General features: G+C 59.1%; 10 protein-coding genes, 1 tRNA gene and 2 rRNA genes (1 of these 13 running past the window's edge). 6 read left to right on the top strand and 7 right to left on the bottom strand.

What is annotated here, in order from left to right:
• The first annotated feature begins 90 nt into the window (after positions 1 to 90).
• A complete protein-coding gene (locus ACTG27_RS19565; RefSeq protein WP_439980223.1) occupies positions 91 to 2,055 on the top strand; it encodes an LTA synthase family protein in 1,965 nt (654 codons plus the stop codon).
• 91 nt (positions 2,056 to 2,146) lie between these two features.
• Here the strand turns inward: ACTG27_RS19565 and ACTG27_RS19560 are convergent, their stop codons facing one another.
• The gene (locus ACTG27_RS19560) at positions 2,147 to 2,617 is read right to left on the bottom strand and encodes an Lrp/AsnC family transcriptional regulator (protein ID WP_005336001.1); all 471 of its coding nucleotides are present in this window, start codon (positions 2,615 to 2,617) and stop codon (positions 2,147 to 2,149) included.
• A gap of 143 nt (positions 2,618 to 2,760) precedes the next feature.
• Between ACTG27_RS19560 and ACTG27_RS19555 the strand changes: the two genes are divergently transcribed.
• Positions 2,761 to 3,270, top strand: coding sequence for a cyclin-dependent kinase inhibitor 3 family protein (locus tag ACTG27_RS19555; RefSeq protein ID WP_439980221.1), 510 nt, complete (start codon positions 2,761 to 2,763; stop codon positions 3,268 to 3,270).
• A gap of 9 nt (positions 3,271 to 3,279) precedes the next feature.
• Here the strand turns inward: ACTG27_RS19555 and metA are convergent, their stop codons facing one another.
• Entirely contained in the window at positions 3,280 to 4,227 is a 948-nt protein-coding gene (gene metA, locus ACTG27_RS19550) for a homoserine O-acetyltransferase MetA (RefSeq protein WP_019446225.1), read from the bottom strand.
• Positions 4,228 to 4,371: 144 nt separating this feature from the next.
• On the opposite strand from metA, the gene ACTG27_RS19545 reads away from it, so the two are divergent.
• From ACTG27_RS19545 to yidA, 4 genes are all read left to right on the top strand, one after another.
• Complete coding sequence (locus ACTG27_RS19545; RefSeq protein ID WP_005336014.1) at positions 4,372 to 5,610, top strand: HD-GYP domain-containing protein; 1,239 nt, start codon at positions 4,372 to 4,374, stop codon at positions 5,608 to 5,610.
• 53 nt (positions 5,611 to 5,663) lie between these two features.
• Positions 5,664 to 6,824 (top strand): competence/damage-inducible protein A, encoded by a 1,161-nt coding sequence (locus ACTG27_RS19540; RefSeq protein ID WP_439980220.1) that lies wholly within the window; start codon positions 5,664 to 5,666, stop codon positions 6,822 to 6,824.
• 255 nt (positions 6,825 to 7,079) lie between these two features.
• Positions 7,080 to 8,747, top strand: coding sequence for a DUF342 domain-containing protein (locus ACTG27_RS19535; RefSeq protein WP_186301876.1), 1,668 nt, complete (start codon positions 7,080 to 7,082; stop codon positions 8,745 to 8,747).
• Positions 8,748 to 8,861: 114 nt separating this feature from the next.
• Positions 8,862 to 9,671: a sugar-phosphatase gene (gene yidA, locus ACTG27_RS19530; protein WP_103251456.1), complete on the top strand. Its 810-nt coding sequence runs from the start codon at positions 8,862 to 8,864 to the stop codon at positions 9,669 to 9,671.
• Positions 9,672 to 9,780: 109 nt separating this feature from the next.
• On the opposite strand, the gene ACTG27_RS19525 is transcribed toward yidA, so the two are convergent.
• The 5 genes from ACTG27_RS19525 to ACTG27_RS19505 form a co-directional block, all read right to left on the bottom strand.
• Positions 9,781 to 12,864: a transglycosylase domain-containing protein gene (locus tag ACTG27_RS19525; RefSeq protein ID WP_439980218.1), complete on the bottom strand. Its 3,084-nt coding sequence runs from the start codon at positions 12,862 to 12,864 to the stop codon at positions 9,781 to 9,783.
• 207 nt (positions 12,865 to 13,071) lie between these two features.
• Positions 13,072 to 13,389, bottom strand: a complete 318-nt coding sequence (tmaR, locus tag ACTG27_RS19520) for a PTS system regulator TmaR (protein WP_127006015.1) — start codon at positions 13,387 to 13,389, stop codon at positions 13,072 to 13,074.
• A 411-nt stretch (positions 13,390 to 13,800) separates the two neighbouring features.
• A tRNA-Asp gene (locus tag ACTG27_RS19515) sits at positions 13,801 to 13,877 on the bottom strand.
• 95 nt (positions 13,878 to 13,972) lie between these two features.
• Positions 13,973 to 14,087, bottom strand: a 5S ribosomal RNA gene (gene rrf, locus ACTG27_RS19510).
• A gap of 83 nt (positions 14,088 to 14,170) precedes the next feature.
• Positions 14,171 to 15,814 (bottom strand): 23S ribosomal RNA (locus ACTG27_RS19505) (it continues 1,246 nt past the right edge of the window).

Here is a 15,814-nt window from a genome sequence, read left to right as displayed (position 1 = left end):
TGCAACCTTAACCAGTTCGATCTGTCATAACCTCACAACAAGTAAAAAACGTCTGTGGACAGGCGCTTACAGTCTCATTCAGGAACAAAAATGACAGATCTAAAACAGCGACTCGGCCCGTTTTGGCCCTTCGCCATCTTCTGCGCGCTCGCGCTTTTCTCTCTCTCTTTCAGCCGAATCGCCCTCGGCCTCTGGCAACTGGAACGGGTGGATGCCGTGGCCGGTTGGCAGGAGATGCTGCTGCAAGGGATCCGGGTCGACTTTGCGACCCTCTGCTGGGTCTGGGGTGTCCCCGCCATGCTCACTCTGCTGCTGGCAGGCCCCCATGCCATCGGCCGGGGCTGGCTGCAACTGATGCGAGTGTGGCTGACCGTCGGACTCTGGCTGATGCTGTTCCTCGAGATCTCCACCCCCTCGTTTGTCACCGAGTATGGCGTGCGCCCCAACCGCCTCTATGTGGAGTACCTCATCTATCCGAAAGAGGTGTTCGCCATGCTGTGGGCGGGCCGCAAAGCCGAGCTGCTGCTGGCGGTACTCTTCAGTGGCGCCGTGCTAACCGGTGGCTGGTGGCTGAGCGGCCGTCTGGTGCATGGCCTCAGCTTCCCCCACTGGTATCTGCGTCCTGCCTTCGCCCTGCTCATTCTGGCCATAGGTTTTCTCGGTGCCCGCTCCAGTCTCGGCCACCGCGCCCTGAACCCGGCCATGGTCGCCTTTGCCGAAGATCCGCTGGTCAACTCGCTCACCGTCAACTCCGCCTACTCCCTCTTCTTTGCCATCAAGCAGATGGGCGCCGAGGAGGATGCCGGCCAGTTTTACGGCGAGATGACGGAGCAGAAGGTGCTCGAGGTCATGCGCAAGGAGAGTGGCCGTCCGGCCAGTGATTTCAACTCCGAGCTGCTGCCCAGCCAGACCTTCAATGAGGCGAGTTTCCAGGGTAAACCGAAGAATCTGGTGATCCTGCTGCAGGAGAGCCTGGGCGCCCAGTTTGTCGGCTCCCTCGGCGGTCTGCCACTCACCCCCAACATCGATGCCCTGTCGCAGCAGGGCTGGGCCTTCAAGCAGCTCTACGCCACCGGCACCCGCTCGGTGCGTGGTATCGAGGCAGTACTGACTGGCTTCACGCCGACCCCAGCACAGGCGGTGGTCAAACTCGGCAAGAGCCAGACCAACTTCTTCACCATCGCTGATCTGCTTAAGCAGCGGGGTTACGACACCAGCTTTATTTATGGCGGCGAGAGTCACTTCGACAACATGCGCAGTTTCTTCCTCGGCAACGGCTTCACCACCATCGTCGAGCAGAAGGATTTCGACAATCCGGTGTTCAAGGGCTCCTGGGGAGCTTCCGACGAGGATCTGATGGCCAAGGCCGACGAGACCTTCAAAGCGCTGCACAAGGAGGGTAAACCCTTCTTCAGTCTGGTGTTCAGCTCCAGCAACCACGATCCGTTCGAATTCCCGGACAACCGCATCGAACTCTTCGAGCAACCCAAACAGACCCGCAACAACGCGGCCAAGTATGCGGATTACGCCATCGGCGAATTCTTCAAGAAGGCTAAACAGTCCGAATACTGGAAAGACACCCTGTTTCTGGTCATCGCCGATCACGACAGCCGGGTCGGTGGCGCCAGTCTGGTGCCCATTCCCCGCTTCCATATTCCGGGGGTTATCGTGGGCGACGGTATTGCGCCGAGAAAGGATCCGCGCATCGTCAGCCAGATCGACATGGCGCCGACTCTGCTCTCCCTGATGGGGATCAGTGCCGACTACCCCATGCTCGGCAAGGATCTCACCCGCATGCCTGCCGACTGGCCGGGTCGGGCCATCATGCAGTACGACAAGAACTTCGCCCTGATGCGCGGCAAGGATGTGGTGATCCTGCAACCGGAACGGGCGGCAGAGGGCTATGTCTACGACAATGCCAACGAGAAGCTGACCCTGGCGGCGCAGCCGGACGCCTTGAAGGAGGATGCCCTCGGTCTTGCCCTGTGGGGCAGCATGGCCTATCAGAAGAGTCTCTATCAGACGGCCAAGGATGAACGCACCGCCGCCAATTGAGCCACCCGTGCAAATTCAGCCGATAGCAGAATGGAAAAAACCGCCAGCTGGCGGTTTTTTCCATCTATTCATACTGTCGGCCCACTGGCCGTTATGGCTGGGGAAAGCAGGGCAGGGAGCGGCTGAACTTGTGCTCGAATACCAGAGAGGTTTCGAGGTGCACCACCTCTTCGCGGGAGGTGAAGTGATCGAAGACGAAGTTGCGCAGGTGCTCGGTGTCGGAGACACAGAGGTGCACCAGAAAATCATCCTTGCCCCCCATGTGGAACAGACTGATCACTTCGGGCAGCGCCAGAATGGCATCGCGGAAGGCATCGATGATCTGGCGGCTGTGACGTGCCAGCTGCAGGGAGACCATGGCCTGAATGTGGCCACCGAGGGCCTGATAATCCACTTCGCAGTGCGCTCCCTTGAGCACGCCATCCTGCTGCAACTTGCGCACCCGCTCCAGACAGGTGGAGGGGGCAACGCCCACCAGCGCGGCCAGATCCTTGTTGGTCATGCCCGCATCCCGAAACAGATGGGCCAGGATATCCAAATCCAGTTGATCCAGGTTTCTCATCTTAACTCCTTGAACCGCTCAATTTTTTAGACTCTGCCCGTAAACCGGGGCAAACACAACGGCCATTGACATCCCCCCTGCCCCGCCTATCCTTGGCGCCATTCACCGGCCGCAGCCCTGCGGCCACCACGCGAGGATCCGCCATGCACCCGTATCACCCTTTCTGGAGCCTTGAGGTTCCCCGTGTCGATGGTCAGCTGCTGCTGACCCCCTGCCCCGGCACCCAGCAGGTGCCGCTGACCCTGGCGCTCGATCAACTGCGGTTGGCCGGTGCCCACGGGGTGGTGACCCTGATGACAAGCGCCGAGTTGATCCGACTCGAACTGGCGCAGCTCGGCCAGCAGGTCGAGCACGAAGGGATGCGCTGGTTCCATTTACCCATCGAGGATGATCTGGCCCCCGACACCGACTTCGAGGCGGCCTGGCAACAGGCGCTGCCACAGCTGCGCGAGCTGCTGGGGGATGGCAAACATCTGGTCATCCACTGCAAAGGGGGCAGCGGTCGTACCGGTCTGGTCGCCGCCGCACTGCTGATGACCCTCGGCCAGCCACAGCAAGAGGCGATGGCCGCCATCAAGTCCCACAGACCCAAGGCGTTTACCCTGGCCTGCCACCGCCAATGGCTCGACCAGCTGGCCAAGAGGCTGGCGTAGGGCGACTGACTATTTGCCTCCCTGGTCGTAGGTAAAGACCTTGCCGATATCCTCCACCCGATAGCTGGTGAGCTGATAGACGTAGTAGTTGAGCCAGTTGGCAAACAGCAGATGACCGTGGCTGCGCCAGCTAGCGCGCGGGGTCTTGCCCGGATCATTATTCGGGTAGTAGTTGACCGGAATGGCCGGGTCGAGCCCTGCCGCCAGATCCCGCTGATACTCCCCGTCCAGCGTCAGGGCATCGTACTCCGGGTGCCCAGTGACAAACACCTGACGACAATCCTTGGTCGCCGCCAGATAGACCCCCGCCTCTTCTGACTCGGCAAAAATCTGCAAGTCGGTCTGGGCACGGATCAGATCGCCATCAAACGCCGCGTAACGGGAGTGCGGGGCGACGAACTCGTCATCGAAACCGCGCAGCAGCGGCTCGTGCTCATCGAGGCGATGGTGGCGGTAAACCCCGGAGAGCTTCTCGCCGTGGGTCTGCTTCTCCATGCCATACAAGGCTTTCAGCGCCGCCTGCACCGCCCAGCAGAGGAACAGGGTCGAGGTGACATGCTGATGGGACCACTCGATGATCTCGACGATGCGCGGCCAGTAGACCACCTCCTCGAACTCCACCAGCCCGAGCGGCGCCCCTGTGATGATCATGCCGTCGTAGTTGTTGCCACGCACCTGTTCGAAGTCGTGGTAGAAGTTCTCCAGATGGGCCTGCGGCGTGTTCTTTGACTCCCTGTCATCAATACGCAGCAGATCCACATCCACCTGCAGCGGCGAGTTAGAGAGCATCCGCATCAGCTGGATCTCGGTCTCAATCTTCTTTGGCATCAGGTTGAGGATGAGCACCCGCAGCGGGCGGATGTTCTGGGTGACGGCCCGGGATTCCGTCATCACGAAGATGTTCTCCTGCCCCAGCACTTCGGCGGCGGGTAACTGATCCGGGATCTTGATCGGCATGCTTACTCCCTGTACTGCATCGGTAAATATGTCTGGACATCCAGAAGCCTATAATAAAGCACCTGCCCTGTCATCAGATACCTTTTGTATTCACCCCCGCCTTTGACTAGCATACGGCTCAGTGTGTCTCCTGCTTCCAAGATAATGACCGGTATCAAGATTTCCGTAGATCGACTGCAAGTCGGCAACTATGTATCCCTGCCACTGGGGTGGCGCGAACACCCGTTCCTGTTTTCCAGCTTCAAGATCAAAAGTGAAGAAGAGATCGAGCTGATCCGCCGTCTCGGCCTGAAACTGGTCACCATCATTCCCGACAAGAGCGACGTTCCGCCCAAGCCCCTCAATCAGGTACAGCCTCAGCAACAAGAGAGCGCAGACGCCGCCCAGCGCCAGGCCCAGATGCAGCAGGAGAAGGATCGCCGCATCGAGCAGTTGCAACTCTATCGCCGCAACCTGCAGCAATGCGAGAAGCAGTTCCAGCAGTCGCTGGCGCAGGTGCGCAGCGTGATGAGCAAGATCCAGTCCCGCCCCCTCAATGCCATCGGCGAGGCGCAGGAGCTGGTCAACGCCATGACAGAACAGCTGCTCTCGGTGGACGAGATGGTGCTCCATCTGGTCTCCGACAGCGAGGATGGCAACAACCTCTACTTTCACTCCCTCAACGTCAGCGTGCTCAGCATGCTGCTGGCCAAGGAGTGCTGCATGACGGCCGACGAGATCCGTCAGGTTGGCATGGGGGCGCTGTTCCACGACATCGGTAAATTGAAGATCCCGAGCCAGATCCTGCGCAAGACCGAGCCGCTGACCAAGCCGGAACAGAACCTGATGGCCCAGCACCCGCGCTACGGGCTTGATCTGCTCAATCTGGCCAAGGATTTCCCGGCCGAGGCGAAGGGGATCGTGCTCCATCACCATGAATATCTCGATGGCAGCGGGCCGGAAGGGCTCAAGGGTGGCCAGCTCGATCCGCTGACCCAGATGGTGTCGCTGATCAACGAGTACGATAACCTCTGCCACATGCAGGCCAAGGTGCCCTACTCGGCCCTGAGCGGCCTCTACAAGCAGCGCAAGGCGCAGTTCAATCCGGAGTACCTCAGCATGCTGATCCGGTTGATGGGGATCTATCCCCCCGGTAGCGTGGTGCAACTCTCCAATGGTCAGGTGGGGCTGGTGATGTCGGTCAACGCTTCCCGCCTGCTCTACCCCTCGGTGCTGGTCTACGATCCGCGCATTCCCCGTCAGGAAGCGGCCATCATCGACCTGCAGCAAGCCGAACTGTCGATCGCCAAGGTGATCCACCCCAAGCGGTTGCCGCCGGCGGTGTTCGAGTACCTCAACCCGCGTACCCGGATCAGCTACTACTTCGAGCACAACAAAGCCTGATTGTGTTGGTCCGAGGCCAACCGTTGCCACCCGTTTAATCCAAGGAGCCTGCCATGCGTATCGAGATCATCAGTACCGGAGACGAAATAGTGACGGGTCTGGTGGTGGATACCAACGCGGCCTGGCTCAGCGCTCTGCTGCTGGAGCAGGGCTGGCAGGTGCGCCGTCGCCTGACGGTAGGGGACAACCTCGCCGACCTGAAAACGGTGCTGCAAGAGAGTGCCAGCCGCGCCGAGGTGGTGCTGGTGTGCGGCGGGCTCGGCCCCACCGCCGACGATCTCACCGCCCAGGCAGCGGCCGAGACCTTCGCTCAGCCACTCACCCTGTTTCCCAACTGGCTCGCCACCATCGAAGCGCGCTATGCCAGCCGTGGCAGGCCCATGCCCGCCAGCAACGCCAAGCAGGCCTGGCTGCCGCAGGGGTGCGAGATCCTCGACAACCCGGTCGGCACCGCCTGCGGCTTTGTGGTCACTCACCCAACCAGCCTGGGCCTAAGCCGGCTCTTCTTCACCCCGGGCGTGCCGTTCGAGTTCAAACAGATGGTGCGCGAGCAAATTCTGCCGCGCCTCAAACAGCTGGCCGGGGCACAGATCGATACCGAGCTGCGTCGCTTTTACACCTTCGGTGTCTCGGAGTCGGCGCTCAGCGATATGCTGGATGCCGAACCCTGGCCCATGGGTATTGAGCTGGGTTACCGCTCCTCCATGCCCCTTATCGAGCTGAAACTGATCGGCCACAGCGCCAGTGCCGCTGACATGGAGAGTGCAGAGCGCCGACTGCTGGATACGATCCAGCCCTGGCTGGTTGGCAGCGGAGATACGGAACCGGCGCAGCAGATCCTGGCGCTGCTGCAAGGCAAACCGCTGGCTCTGCTGGAGGGTGAGAGTGGCGGCGCCCTGCTGGCGCTTTGTCACGGCCATCCCCGGCTGGAGGCCAACTTCAGCACGCAACTGGCCGATGAGCTGGCACAACTGCCGACGACCGATGCGGGCCTGCAACTGACCATTGGGCGAGAGGGCGCAGAGGGGGTGCCACTGCTACTCAGCGCCGATGGAAAACACGTCGGTCAGACGGTCAAGGTCAGCCACCCCGACCCGGAGAGTCGCCGCAAGATCCTCGCCTTTGCCGCCCTCGACATGCTGCGCCGCCATATGCTGGGTGAACCGGTGCTCGGCGATTACCTCACCCTGGCCAGAACAGCCCAGCGCAGCTGATAAGAACCGCCATTCCCCTGCCAGCGACCCTATGTCGCTGGCGCTGCGATCCGTCTTTTCACTCCGTTTCCAAACAGCGCCCACATTTATCTGGCCGCCATCACCGATTTGACTTCAATTCATTGACCATTCAGAGGAAATATCTGAATACTGCCCACTCTCAGGGTTGGTGACTCGCTTTATTAATCATTGAGAGATTAAATGACAGTAGAGGAGCGAGCCGATCGTTCCGTTATCATCCAGCAAGGAGATGCGGTGTTAAGCAAAGAGTGGTTGCTGCTATCAAGCGATATGGAACTGGTCTGCCTGCGGATTGCCGCCGGTCTCACCAAACCTGTCACGGAACAGGATGTGCAGGCTCTGCTGCTCGCTTCCAACTGTCGCCGCTATCAGCCGCTGCCCGAGGGGATCAAACAGGCTATCAGCCTGCTTAATACCCTGCTCACCAACCCTGCCGCCCCCGTCCCTGCCAATCCCATCCCCATCGGCAAGCGTCAGGATGCCCGACTCGCCGTAATAGTGGAAAAGGATCGCATGAGCGCCATCGCCCAGATCACTGCCGACTGGGGGGGCAAGTATGTGACACTGGAACAGTTGAAAGAGGCGATCGCCATCAGCGAAATCAAACAGGGGGTCAGTGAGCAACTGCTCACCGCTGCCATCCAGTCAGCCAAGGAGGCCGCCCCCGGCAGTCAGCTCAAGCTGGTGATTGCCAACGGCCAGCCAGCCGTCAATGGTCAGGACACTCGCTATGAGCGGCTGGTGGAGACCCCGGCCGAACGGATCCTCAAACCGCAGGAGTTGGGGCATGGCAAGGTCGACCTGCGGGATCTCGGCTCCATCGTCACCGTCAAGGCCGGCGCTCCGCTGATGCGCCGTCATCCAGCCACCGTCGGGGTGCCCGGTTTTACCGTGACCGGTCAGGACCTGCCCGCCAAGGATGGCAAAGACAGCCCGATGAGTGCTGGCGAGGGCACCTTTATCTCCCCCGACGATCCCGACCTGCTGATTGCCGGTCGGGCTGGCCTGCCCTGTCAGGAGAAAGCGGGCATGAAGGTGGACGAGGTGCTCAGCGTCAAACAGGTGGATGCCCGCCACGGTCACATTGATTTTGAAGGGGGCTTAATCGTCAGCGGCGACGTCAACCCGGGCATGAAGATCCGGGTCAGCGGTGACATCGTGATTGGCGGCTTTATCGAAGGGGGCTGGATCGAGGCGGGGGGCAGCATCACGGTACGCCACGGCATCATTGGCCGCCGCAACGAGCAGGGAGAGTACCTTTGCCAGCTCAATGCACAAGGGGAAATCCACGCCAGCTACGCCCAGTATGCCCAGCTGGAAGCGGGGGGGGATATCCAGATCCAGAGCCAGCTCAGCCACTGCTACTCCCGCAGCGGACAAGATATCAAGGTAGGCGATAGCAACATGCGCAAAGGCACTCTGCTGGGGGGCACCAGCATTGCCAATCGCCTGATCATGGCCCCCAGCCTGGGGGCCGAGGCCGCCAACCATACCCGGCTGCAGATCCTTGGCGGCTACTTCACCCACAAGGAGCAGGAACACCAGCTCAAGCTGCGCCAGCAGGCGTGTCAGGCCCAGCTGGAGAAAATCAAGGAGCTGGTCATGAAGTTGCTGCAACTGCCCGGCGACAAGCGCAATCCGGATACCCTGCGCAAGCTCAAACCGATCCGGGACCATCAGCTGGCCGAACTGGCCCAGCTCGATGAGCAGCTCACCGCCAACCAGGAGGAGCTGCGAAACTTGATGGCTCAGATGGAGGTCATTGCCACCCAGCACCTCTACTCCGGCATCGAGGTCGAGATGGCCAGCTTCAAACGCAAGGTTACCATCACCCGAGGCCCTACCCGCCTGACTATCCATGATGAAACCCTGGAGATGACCCCTTACGAGGGGCACAAATAGCTCAACCGGCACGGCCCCATCGCTGAACCGGCCGTGATCCCGCCGCCGATTTTCGCTACACTCGCCACTTCCTTGGCCCCACCGGGCGGGCCACCCAGACTCAGGTAGTGAGAGATGTACAAGCTGATCGCATTGGATATGGATGGCACCCTGCTCAACCCGCAGGGCCAGATTACTCCCCGCACCCACGCCGCCATCAGCGCCGCGCGCGCCAAAGGGGTAACCGTTGTGCTGGCCTCCGGCCGCCCGCTGGAAGGGATGAGCCGCTATCTGGAAGAGCTCGGCCTCACCACAGAGCATGACTACGTCATCTGCTACAACGGCGCTCTGGTGCAACAGGTGGCTGATCAGCGCATCATCCGCAGCCAGCTGCTGACCGGCAGTGACGCCAGCGCCGTCGCCAAACTGGCTGATGATCTGGAAGTGAACGTCCATGGTTTCTCGGTCACCCGTGGCCTGATCAGTCCCCGTGTCAGCACCTACACCGAGCACGAATCCCGCCTGATCGGCATGCCGATCAATCTGATCGACTTCGCCACCCTGCCTGCCGACGAGCAGATCATGAAGGTGATGATGATCGACGAGCCGCCCCAGCTCTCCCGCGCCATCGAGCGACTGCCTGCAGAGCTCTATGAGCGCTATACCGTGGTACAGAGCGCCCCCTTCTTCCTCGAGTTCATGAACAAGCAGAGCAACAAGGGAACAGGCGTGGCAGCGCTGGCCGAGCACCTTGGCCTGACCGCCGATCAGGTGATCTGCGTCGGGGATGCGGGCAACGATCGCCACATGATCGAATACGCAGGCCTCGGGGTTGCGATGGGCAATGCCACCGACGAGATCAAGGCTCTCGCCCAGCACACCACTGCCCGCAACGATGAAGATGGCGTTGCTCAGGTGATCGAGCAGTTCGTACTGAACGCCTGATCGCAATCGAGCGCTGCTGCGTCCGATGAGGAAATAAAAACGGGGAGGCTGTCAGCCTCCCCGTTTTTTCTGGGCAGTTATCTGCGTGATGAGCGGTAATTCGCTCGCATCACTGGTTCGCCAGACACTGAGTATGGGAGCCCGGTTGCAGGTAAGGCGTCAGCAGAGGAGCCATCCCCTTGAGCACCTGCACCGGCAGCGCCGAGGTGAACCTGAACTTGTCAGACTGGCTACCCGGTACATAGGCGGTCAGGGTACCGAAGTGATCCTCACCCAGATAGAAGACGAAGGTTGCGGTGCGGTTGCGCGCCAGCGAGCTGGTCACGTTGCCATAACGACCCACGGTTTCAATCCGGTTATCCCCGGTCCCGGTCTTGCCCCCCATCTGCAACACAGTGCCATCAGGCAGGGTAAAGGCACCGGCGATACGTCTTGCCGTCCCCCCTTCAACGACCTTGGAGAGCGCACTGCGCAGGGCGGCCGCCACCTCTGCCGGCATCACCCGGGTACCCTCGGTGTGCTGCGGCTCAAACTCGGTCTCGAAGGGGGTCCCCTTGGCGAACGAGAGGTGCTCGATACGCAGGGTTGGCGAGCGGACACCGCCATTCTGGATAATCCCCATCAGCTCGGCCAGTGCAGCCGGACGATCGCCGGAGCTACCCAACGCGGTCGCCAGCGAAGGCACCAGATGGTCGAACGGGTAACCGAGCTTGGCCCAGCGCTGATGGATATCGAGGAAGGCTTCCACCTCCAGCATGGTGCGGATCCGGCTGTCACGGGCACTGCGATGACGGGTCTTGAACAGCCAACTGTAGACCTCCTGCCGCTCGTCACGACTGGCCGCCACCGCGTCGGCAAAGGTGGCCTTGTCGAACTCCTTGAGATAGGCCAGCAACCACAGCTCCAGCGGGTGAACCCGGGCGATGTAGCCCTGATCCGGCAGTGAATACTTGCCCGGGCCATAGCTGACGTAGAGCTGATTAACCCGCTTGGCGCTCAGCTTCTCTCTCGGCAACCGCTCCGCCAGGAAGGCAGCAAATGCGGCTTCGCTGGCTTCCGGCATCAGGTAGCGGTGAACCGCCGCCAGACGTACCGCACTCGGCTTGAGACCGTCGAGGAAGGTATCGAGTTGCTCCTCGGGAGTCTTGCCGCGATATTTGCGCCAGAAGCGCAGCAGATAGGTCTGCCCCTCTTTGTCGGCAAATTTGGCCAGATACTCCTGACGACGGGGATCCTTGTCATCCTTGAGCAACTGGGCACGGTTGCCCTCCTTGTAGAGGCTGTAGCGCACGATATCGCGCATCAGCCGCACAAAGGGCAAGTTAATCGACTCACGCAGAGAGTCACGCAACGTCGGAATACGATTGTTATCCTCGCGGCGGAAGTTGTTGAAGGTGTGCATGCCGCCACCGGTAAAGAACCCTTCATTGGGGCTGGCGGAGTATTTGCGATCCAGCGCCGCTTCCAACATCACAGGGAGGCTCTTGTCCTGAGCCGTCATCAGATAGGAGATGGCCCAGCGGCTGAGGTTGTCCTGAGAGACGGCAGCCAGCTTGCGCAGATTCTCGACCGGCATCCCGGCATAGTTGTCGTGCAGCTCGGCCACGATCTCCAGATAGGTGGTCAGTACCCGCAACTTGGCGGTTGAGCCCAACTCCAGCTTGGAACCTTCATTGATATCGAACGGCTGATCGGTGTTGTCGGTCTGTACCCGCACCTTGAACCCTTCCGGCGACTTCTCGAACAGGGTGAAGCTGTAGCGCACATCGCCGGTCTTCTCTGGTGAGAGCAGGCGCTCACCAAACAGTCCCACCTGAGCGGCAAACGTCGGGTCGGCCAGCTGTTGCAGATACCGGGAGATTTCGTTCTGCAGCGGCATGTTGAGGCTGGTATCGGCGGTCAGATCCATCCGGTCGAGGTCATAGAGCTGCACCCCGAGCTGACGACTCAGGCGAGTACGGGCAACCTGCAACCCCTTGTTATTGTTCACCCGGGTGATAGCAGGGGACTGCAGGAAGTCACGGAACGTAATCCTGGCCTTGAGCGCCGCCTCCATCAGAGGTGGCGTGATCATCCCCTCCTGCACAAACAGGCGCAGGTAGCTGTCGGTCAGGGTAGCCAGCGCCTCTCGCCCCTGAGCCAGATAGTAAGAGGGACGGCGGTGCGCAATCATCAGCGAGACCACCTGACGCAGGGCAAGCCCCTGCTCGGCCAGCGGTGCGTTCTGGTTGCGGGCGGGGTCCAGCAGACGGTTCACGTCATCGACATTGGCACCAAACCAGACCCAGAGACCATCTCCCAGACCATGCACTTCACCATATCCCGGCGCAGCCGAGAGCGGTACCGAGTTGAGGTAGGCCCAGGCGACCAGTTTACGCGCTTCGAGGGTTTCCGGCCCGAGACGATAGGCCCGCACGCTGGCAGAGGCCATCTGACGGATCTTCTCGGTCGGCGACAGGGTCAGGCCATCCGGCGAGTGGCGATACTTCTCCACCTGGGTCGCCAGGGTACTGCCACCGGCAGATTGATCCTGCATATCGAGCGCCTTGCCCACCTGAGAGAGCGCTGCCTTGGCAAAACGGGGCCAGTCGACCGCCGGGTTGGCCAACGGCTCTTCGTTGCTCAGCAAGTCGCGGTTCTCGATAAACAGCAGCGACTGGATGACAAGAGGCGGAATGGAGTCAAAATCCGGATAGTGATGGGTCGGATACTTGAATTGATAGAAGGGCTCGGCGCGGCAATCGTGCAGCGTCAGTCCGGCCTGCACCTTCTCGGTATAGGGCACGAAGAAGCCACGACTGGCGTAGTCATAGAGCGCGTCGGAGAAATACACCTGCTTGCTGACTTCATAGCCCCGCTGCAGCAAACGCTCCTGCATCATCGGCAGTTGCACATAGCCGAGCCGCTTGTCGAACGGGCCATCCTCAGGGAAAGCGATCTGTTTGCTCTGGCCAGGCTCGACCTGATAGGTGAGCTTGGCAGCATAGCGGGAAATCTCCTGAGATTGCAGCTTCGAGGTTTTCATCTCATAGCCAACCAGAGCGATCACCGCCCCCAGGCACAATAAAAAGAGAAAACAGAACAGCCAACGCCACCAGGGACGACGCTTGCGCTTTGGGTTCCCGTCCGAGGTCTGGACAGATGAATCTTGAGATGCCACTTGTGTCAAATCCGTCCGTTCTGATGCGCCCATATCAGCCCCACCATGGTTGCGCAATTTATTGTGTTTCACTCAAGCTTAGTCTTTTCAAGTCAATGGCTTGAAACTATTGACCGCTTTGTGGTGATGGTAACAGGGCAATTCTAAAAAGGGGAGCCGATTGTTGCAGGAGTGGCAGAGATCCGAGCTGATAACAAAACACCGGCCAGTGGCCGGTGTCTCTTAAGCGAAGCGCAACGCTTATTTGTGAGAGCTCATGCCCTTCAGCTTGGTGCTCAGATCTTTGCGCTCTTTGGATAGCTCGGCGTTCTTGATGATGTGGTCATCCACGCGCTCTTCATAGTCGGCACGCATGTTGGCGATGATCGCCTGTACATCATCAATGCTCATGCCCGGCTTGATGTAGTCGCTCAGGTTGTCGAGCAGCAGCACGCGCTTCTGGTTGTCACGGATCTTCTTCTCGTTATCCGCAATTTCACGCTTGAGTTTGTTCTGGCGACGGGACATACGCACATATTCCAGTACATCGCTGAAGGTGGACTTGTTTACTTGTTCCATATCGATACCACTGACTTAAGGTTGATAAAAACTGGCCAAGTTACACCTGGAACCCGGCAAGCTAGGCGCGGGACAGGCAAACTCAAGATGCCCTTACTCTACCGAGTTATAAGCGAGATACAACCCTAATCGCGCACCATGAACAGAGTTTGGCCAAAAGTAAACCAGTTAAAATGGCAAGTAATCCATCAGATAAGGGCTTGATATAGATAGAAAATGGTGGAGGTGACAGGGTTTTAGTTCTCTTCCTGCAGATAAATGCTAACACTGGCGGTTTAACATGCTAAAAATACAAAAGCCCGGTGGTCAGACTGGGCTTTGTGTTGATTCTGGTGTGCAAATCTGTGGGTCTTATGGACAAAATCGCCCATAGCAAAAAGGCCTTCCCAATTGGGAAGGCCTTAAAATTAGTGGCGGAGCGGACGGGACTCGAACCCGCGACCCCCGGCGTGACAGGCCGGTATTCTAACCGACTGAACTACCGCTCCGCATTCGGTTAGCTTGCGCTAAATTGTTTGCCGCATTTTCTGAGGTGTCATCCTCGCAGCCGGCTATGTGTTTTCACATCACCGTTTAATTGGGTGCCTGGCAGTGTCCTACTCTCGCATGGCGAATGCCACACTACCATCGGCGCTACCGCGTTTCACTTCTGAGTTCGGCATGGGATCAGGTGGTTCCACGGCGCTATGGCCGCCAGGCAAAAATCTTCAATCTGAGAAAGCTGACGTAAGTAGTTCGCTTGGTATCTGTTACAAGCCTTAGAACACTTCTTGGGTGTTGTATGGTTAAGCCTCACGGGTAATTAGTATGGGTTAGCTCAACACGTCGCCGCGCTTACACACCCCACCTATCAACGTTGTGGTCTCCAACGGCCCTTTAGGACCCTCAAGGGGTCAGGGATGACTCATCTCAGGGCTCGCTTCCCGCTTAGATGCTTTCAGCGGTTATCGATTCCGAACTTAGCTACCGGGCAGTGCCACTGGCGTGACAACCCGAACACCAGAGGTTCGTTCACTCCGGTCCTCTCGTACTAGGAGCAACTCCCTTCAATCATCCAACGCCCACGGCAGATAGGGACCGAACTGTCTCACGACGTTCTGAACCCAGCTCGCGTACCACTTTAAATGGCGAACAGCCATACCCTTGGGACCGACTTCAGCCCCAGGATGTGATGAGCCGACATCGAGGTGCCAAACACCGCCGTCGATATGAACTCTTGGGCGGTATCAGCCTGTTATCCCCGGAGTACCTTTTATCCGTTGAGCGATGGCCCTTCCATTCAGAACCACCGGATCACTATGACCTACTTTCGTACCTGCTCGACCTGTCCGTCTCGCAGTTAAGCTGGCTTATGCCATTGCACTAACCTCCTGATGTCCGACCAGGATTAGCCAACCTTCGTGCTCCTCCGTTACTCTTTGGGAGGAGACCGCCCCAGTCAAACTACCCACCAGGCACTGTCCGCGAGCCCGATTCAGGGCCCTGCGTTAGAACATCAAACATACAAGGGTGGTATTTCAAGGACGGCTCCAGCGCAACTGGCGTCACGCCTTCAAAGCCTCCCACCTATCCTACACATGTAGGTTCAATGTTCAGTGCCAAGCTGTAGTAAAGGTTCACGGGGTCTTTCCGTCTAGCCGCGGGTACACCGCATCTTCACGGCGAATTCGATTTCACTGAGTCTCGGGTGGAGACAGCATGGCCATGGTTACACCATTCGTGCAGGTCGGAACTTACCCGACAAGGAATTTCGCTACCTTAGGACCGTTATAGTTACGGCCGCCGTTTACCGGGGCTTCGATCAAGAGCTTCGCTTGCGCTAACCCCATCAATTAACCTTCCGGCACCGGGCAGGTGTCACACCCTATACGTCCACTTTCGTGTTTGCAGAGTGCTGTGTTTTTGATAAACAGTCCCAGCCATCTGGTCACTGCGACTCCCAACTGCTCCATCCGCAAGGGACTTCACTGTCAGGAGCGAACCTTCTCCCGAAGTTACGGTTCTATTTTGCCTAGTTCCTTCACCCGAGTTCTCTCAAGCGCCTTGGTATTCTCTACCCGACCACCTGTGTCGGTTTGGGGTACGATGACTTGTAATCTGAAGCTTAGAGGCTTTTCCTGGAAGCAGGGCATCAATGGCTTCCACACCGTAGTGTGTTCGTCTCGTGTCTCAGTGTTGTGTCTCCGGATTTGCCTGGAAACACCACCTACGCACTTTCACCAGGACAACCGTCGCCTGGCCCACCTAGCCTTCTCCGTCCCCCCATCGCAATTACAAGTCGTGCAGGAATATTAACCTGCTTCCCATCGACTACGCCTTTCGGCCTCGCCTTAGGGGTCGACTCACCCTGCCCCGATTAACGTTGGACAGGAACCCTTGGTCTTCCGGCGAGGAGGCTTTTCACCCCCTTTATCGTTACTTACGT

The organism is Aeromonas sp. 97A, from assembly GCF_051919185.1.
Taxonomy (GTDB): Bacteria; Pseudomonadota; Gammaproteobacteria; order Enterobacterales; family Aeromonadaceae; genus Aeromonas; species Aeromonas veronii.
Note: the sequence above shows the minus strand (reverse complement) of the source record. Positions and strands in the feature narration are given on the sequence as shown.

Coding starts and splice junctions, on each gene's coding strand:
- ACTG27_RS19565 (WP_439980223.1), top strand. CDS start 91: ATGACAGATCTAAAACAGCGACTCGGCCCGTTTTGGCCCTTCGCCATC.
- ACTG27_RS19560 (WP_005336001.1), bottom strand. CDS start 2,617: ATGAGAAACCTGGATCAACTGGATTTGGATATCCTGGCCCATCTGTTT.
- ACTG27_RS19555 (WP_439980221.1), top strand. CDS start 2,761: ATGCACCCGTATCACCCTTTCTGGAGCCTTGAGGTTCCCCGTGTCGAT.
- metA (WP_019446225.1), bottom strand. CDS start 4,227: ATGCCGATCAAGATCCCGGATCAGTTACCCGCCGCCGAAGTGCTGGGG.
- ACTG27_RS19545 (WP_005336014.1), top strand. CDS start 4,372: ATGACCGGTATCAAGATTTCCGTAGATCGACTGCAAGTCGGCAACTAT.
- ACTG27_RS19540 (WP_439980220.1), top strand. CDS start 5,664: ATGCGTATCGAGATCATCAGTACCGGAGACGAAATAGTGACGGGTCTG.
- yidA (WP_103251456.1), top strand. CDS start 8,862: ATGTACAAGCTGATCGCATTGGATATGGATGGCACCCTGCTCAACCCG.
- ACTG27_RS19525 (WP_439980218.1), bottom strand. CDS start 12,864: ATGGGCGCATCAGAACGGACGGATTTGACACAAGTGGCATCTCAAGAT.
- tmaR (WP_127006015.1), bottom strand. CDS start 13,389: ATGGAACAAGTAAACAAGTCCACCTTCAGCGATGTACTGGAATATGTG.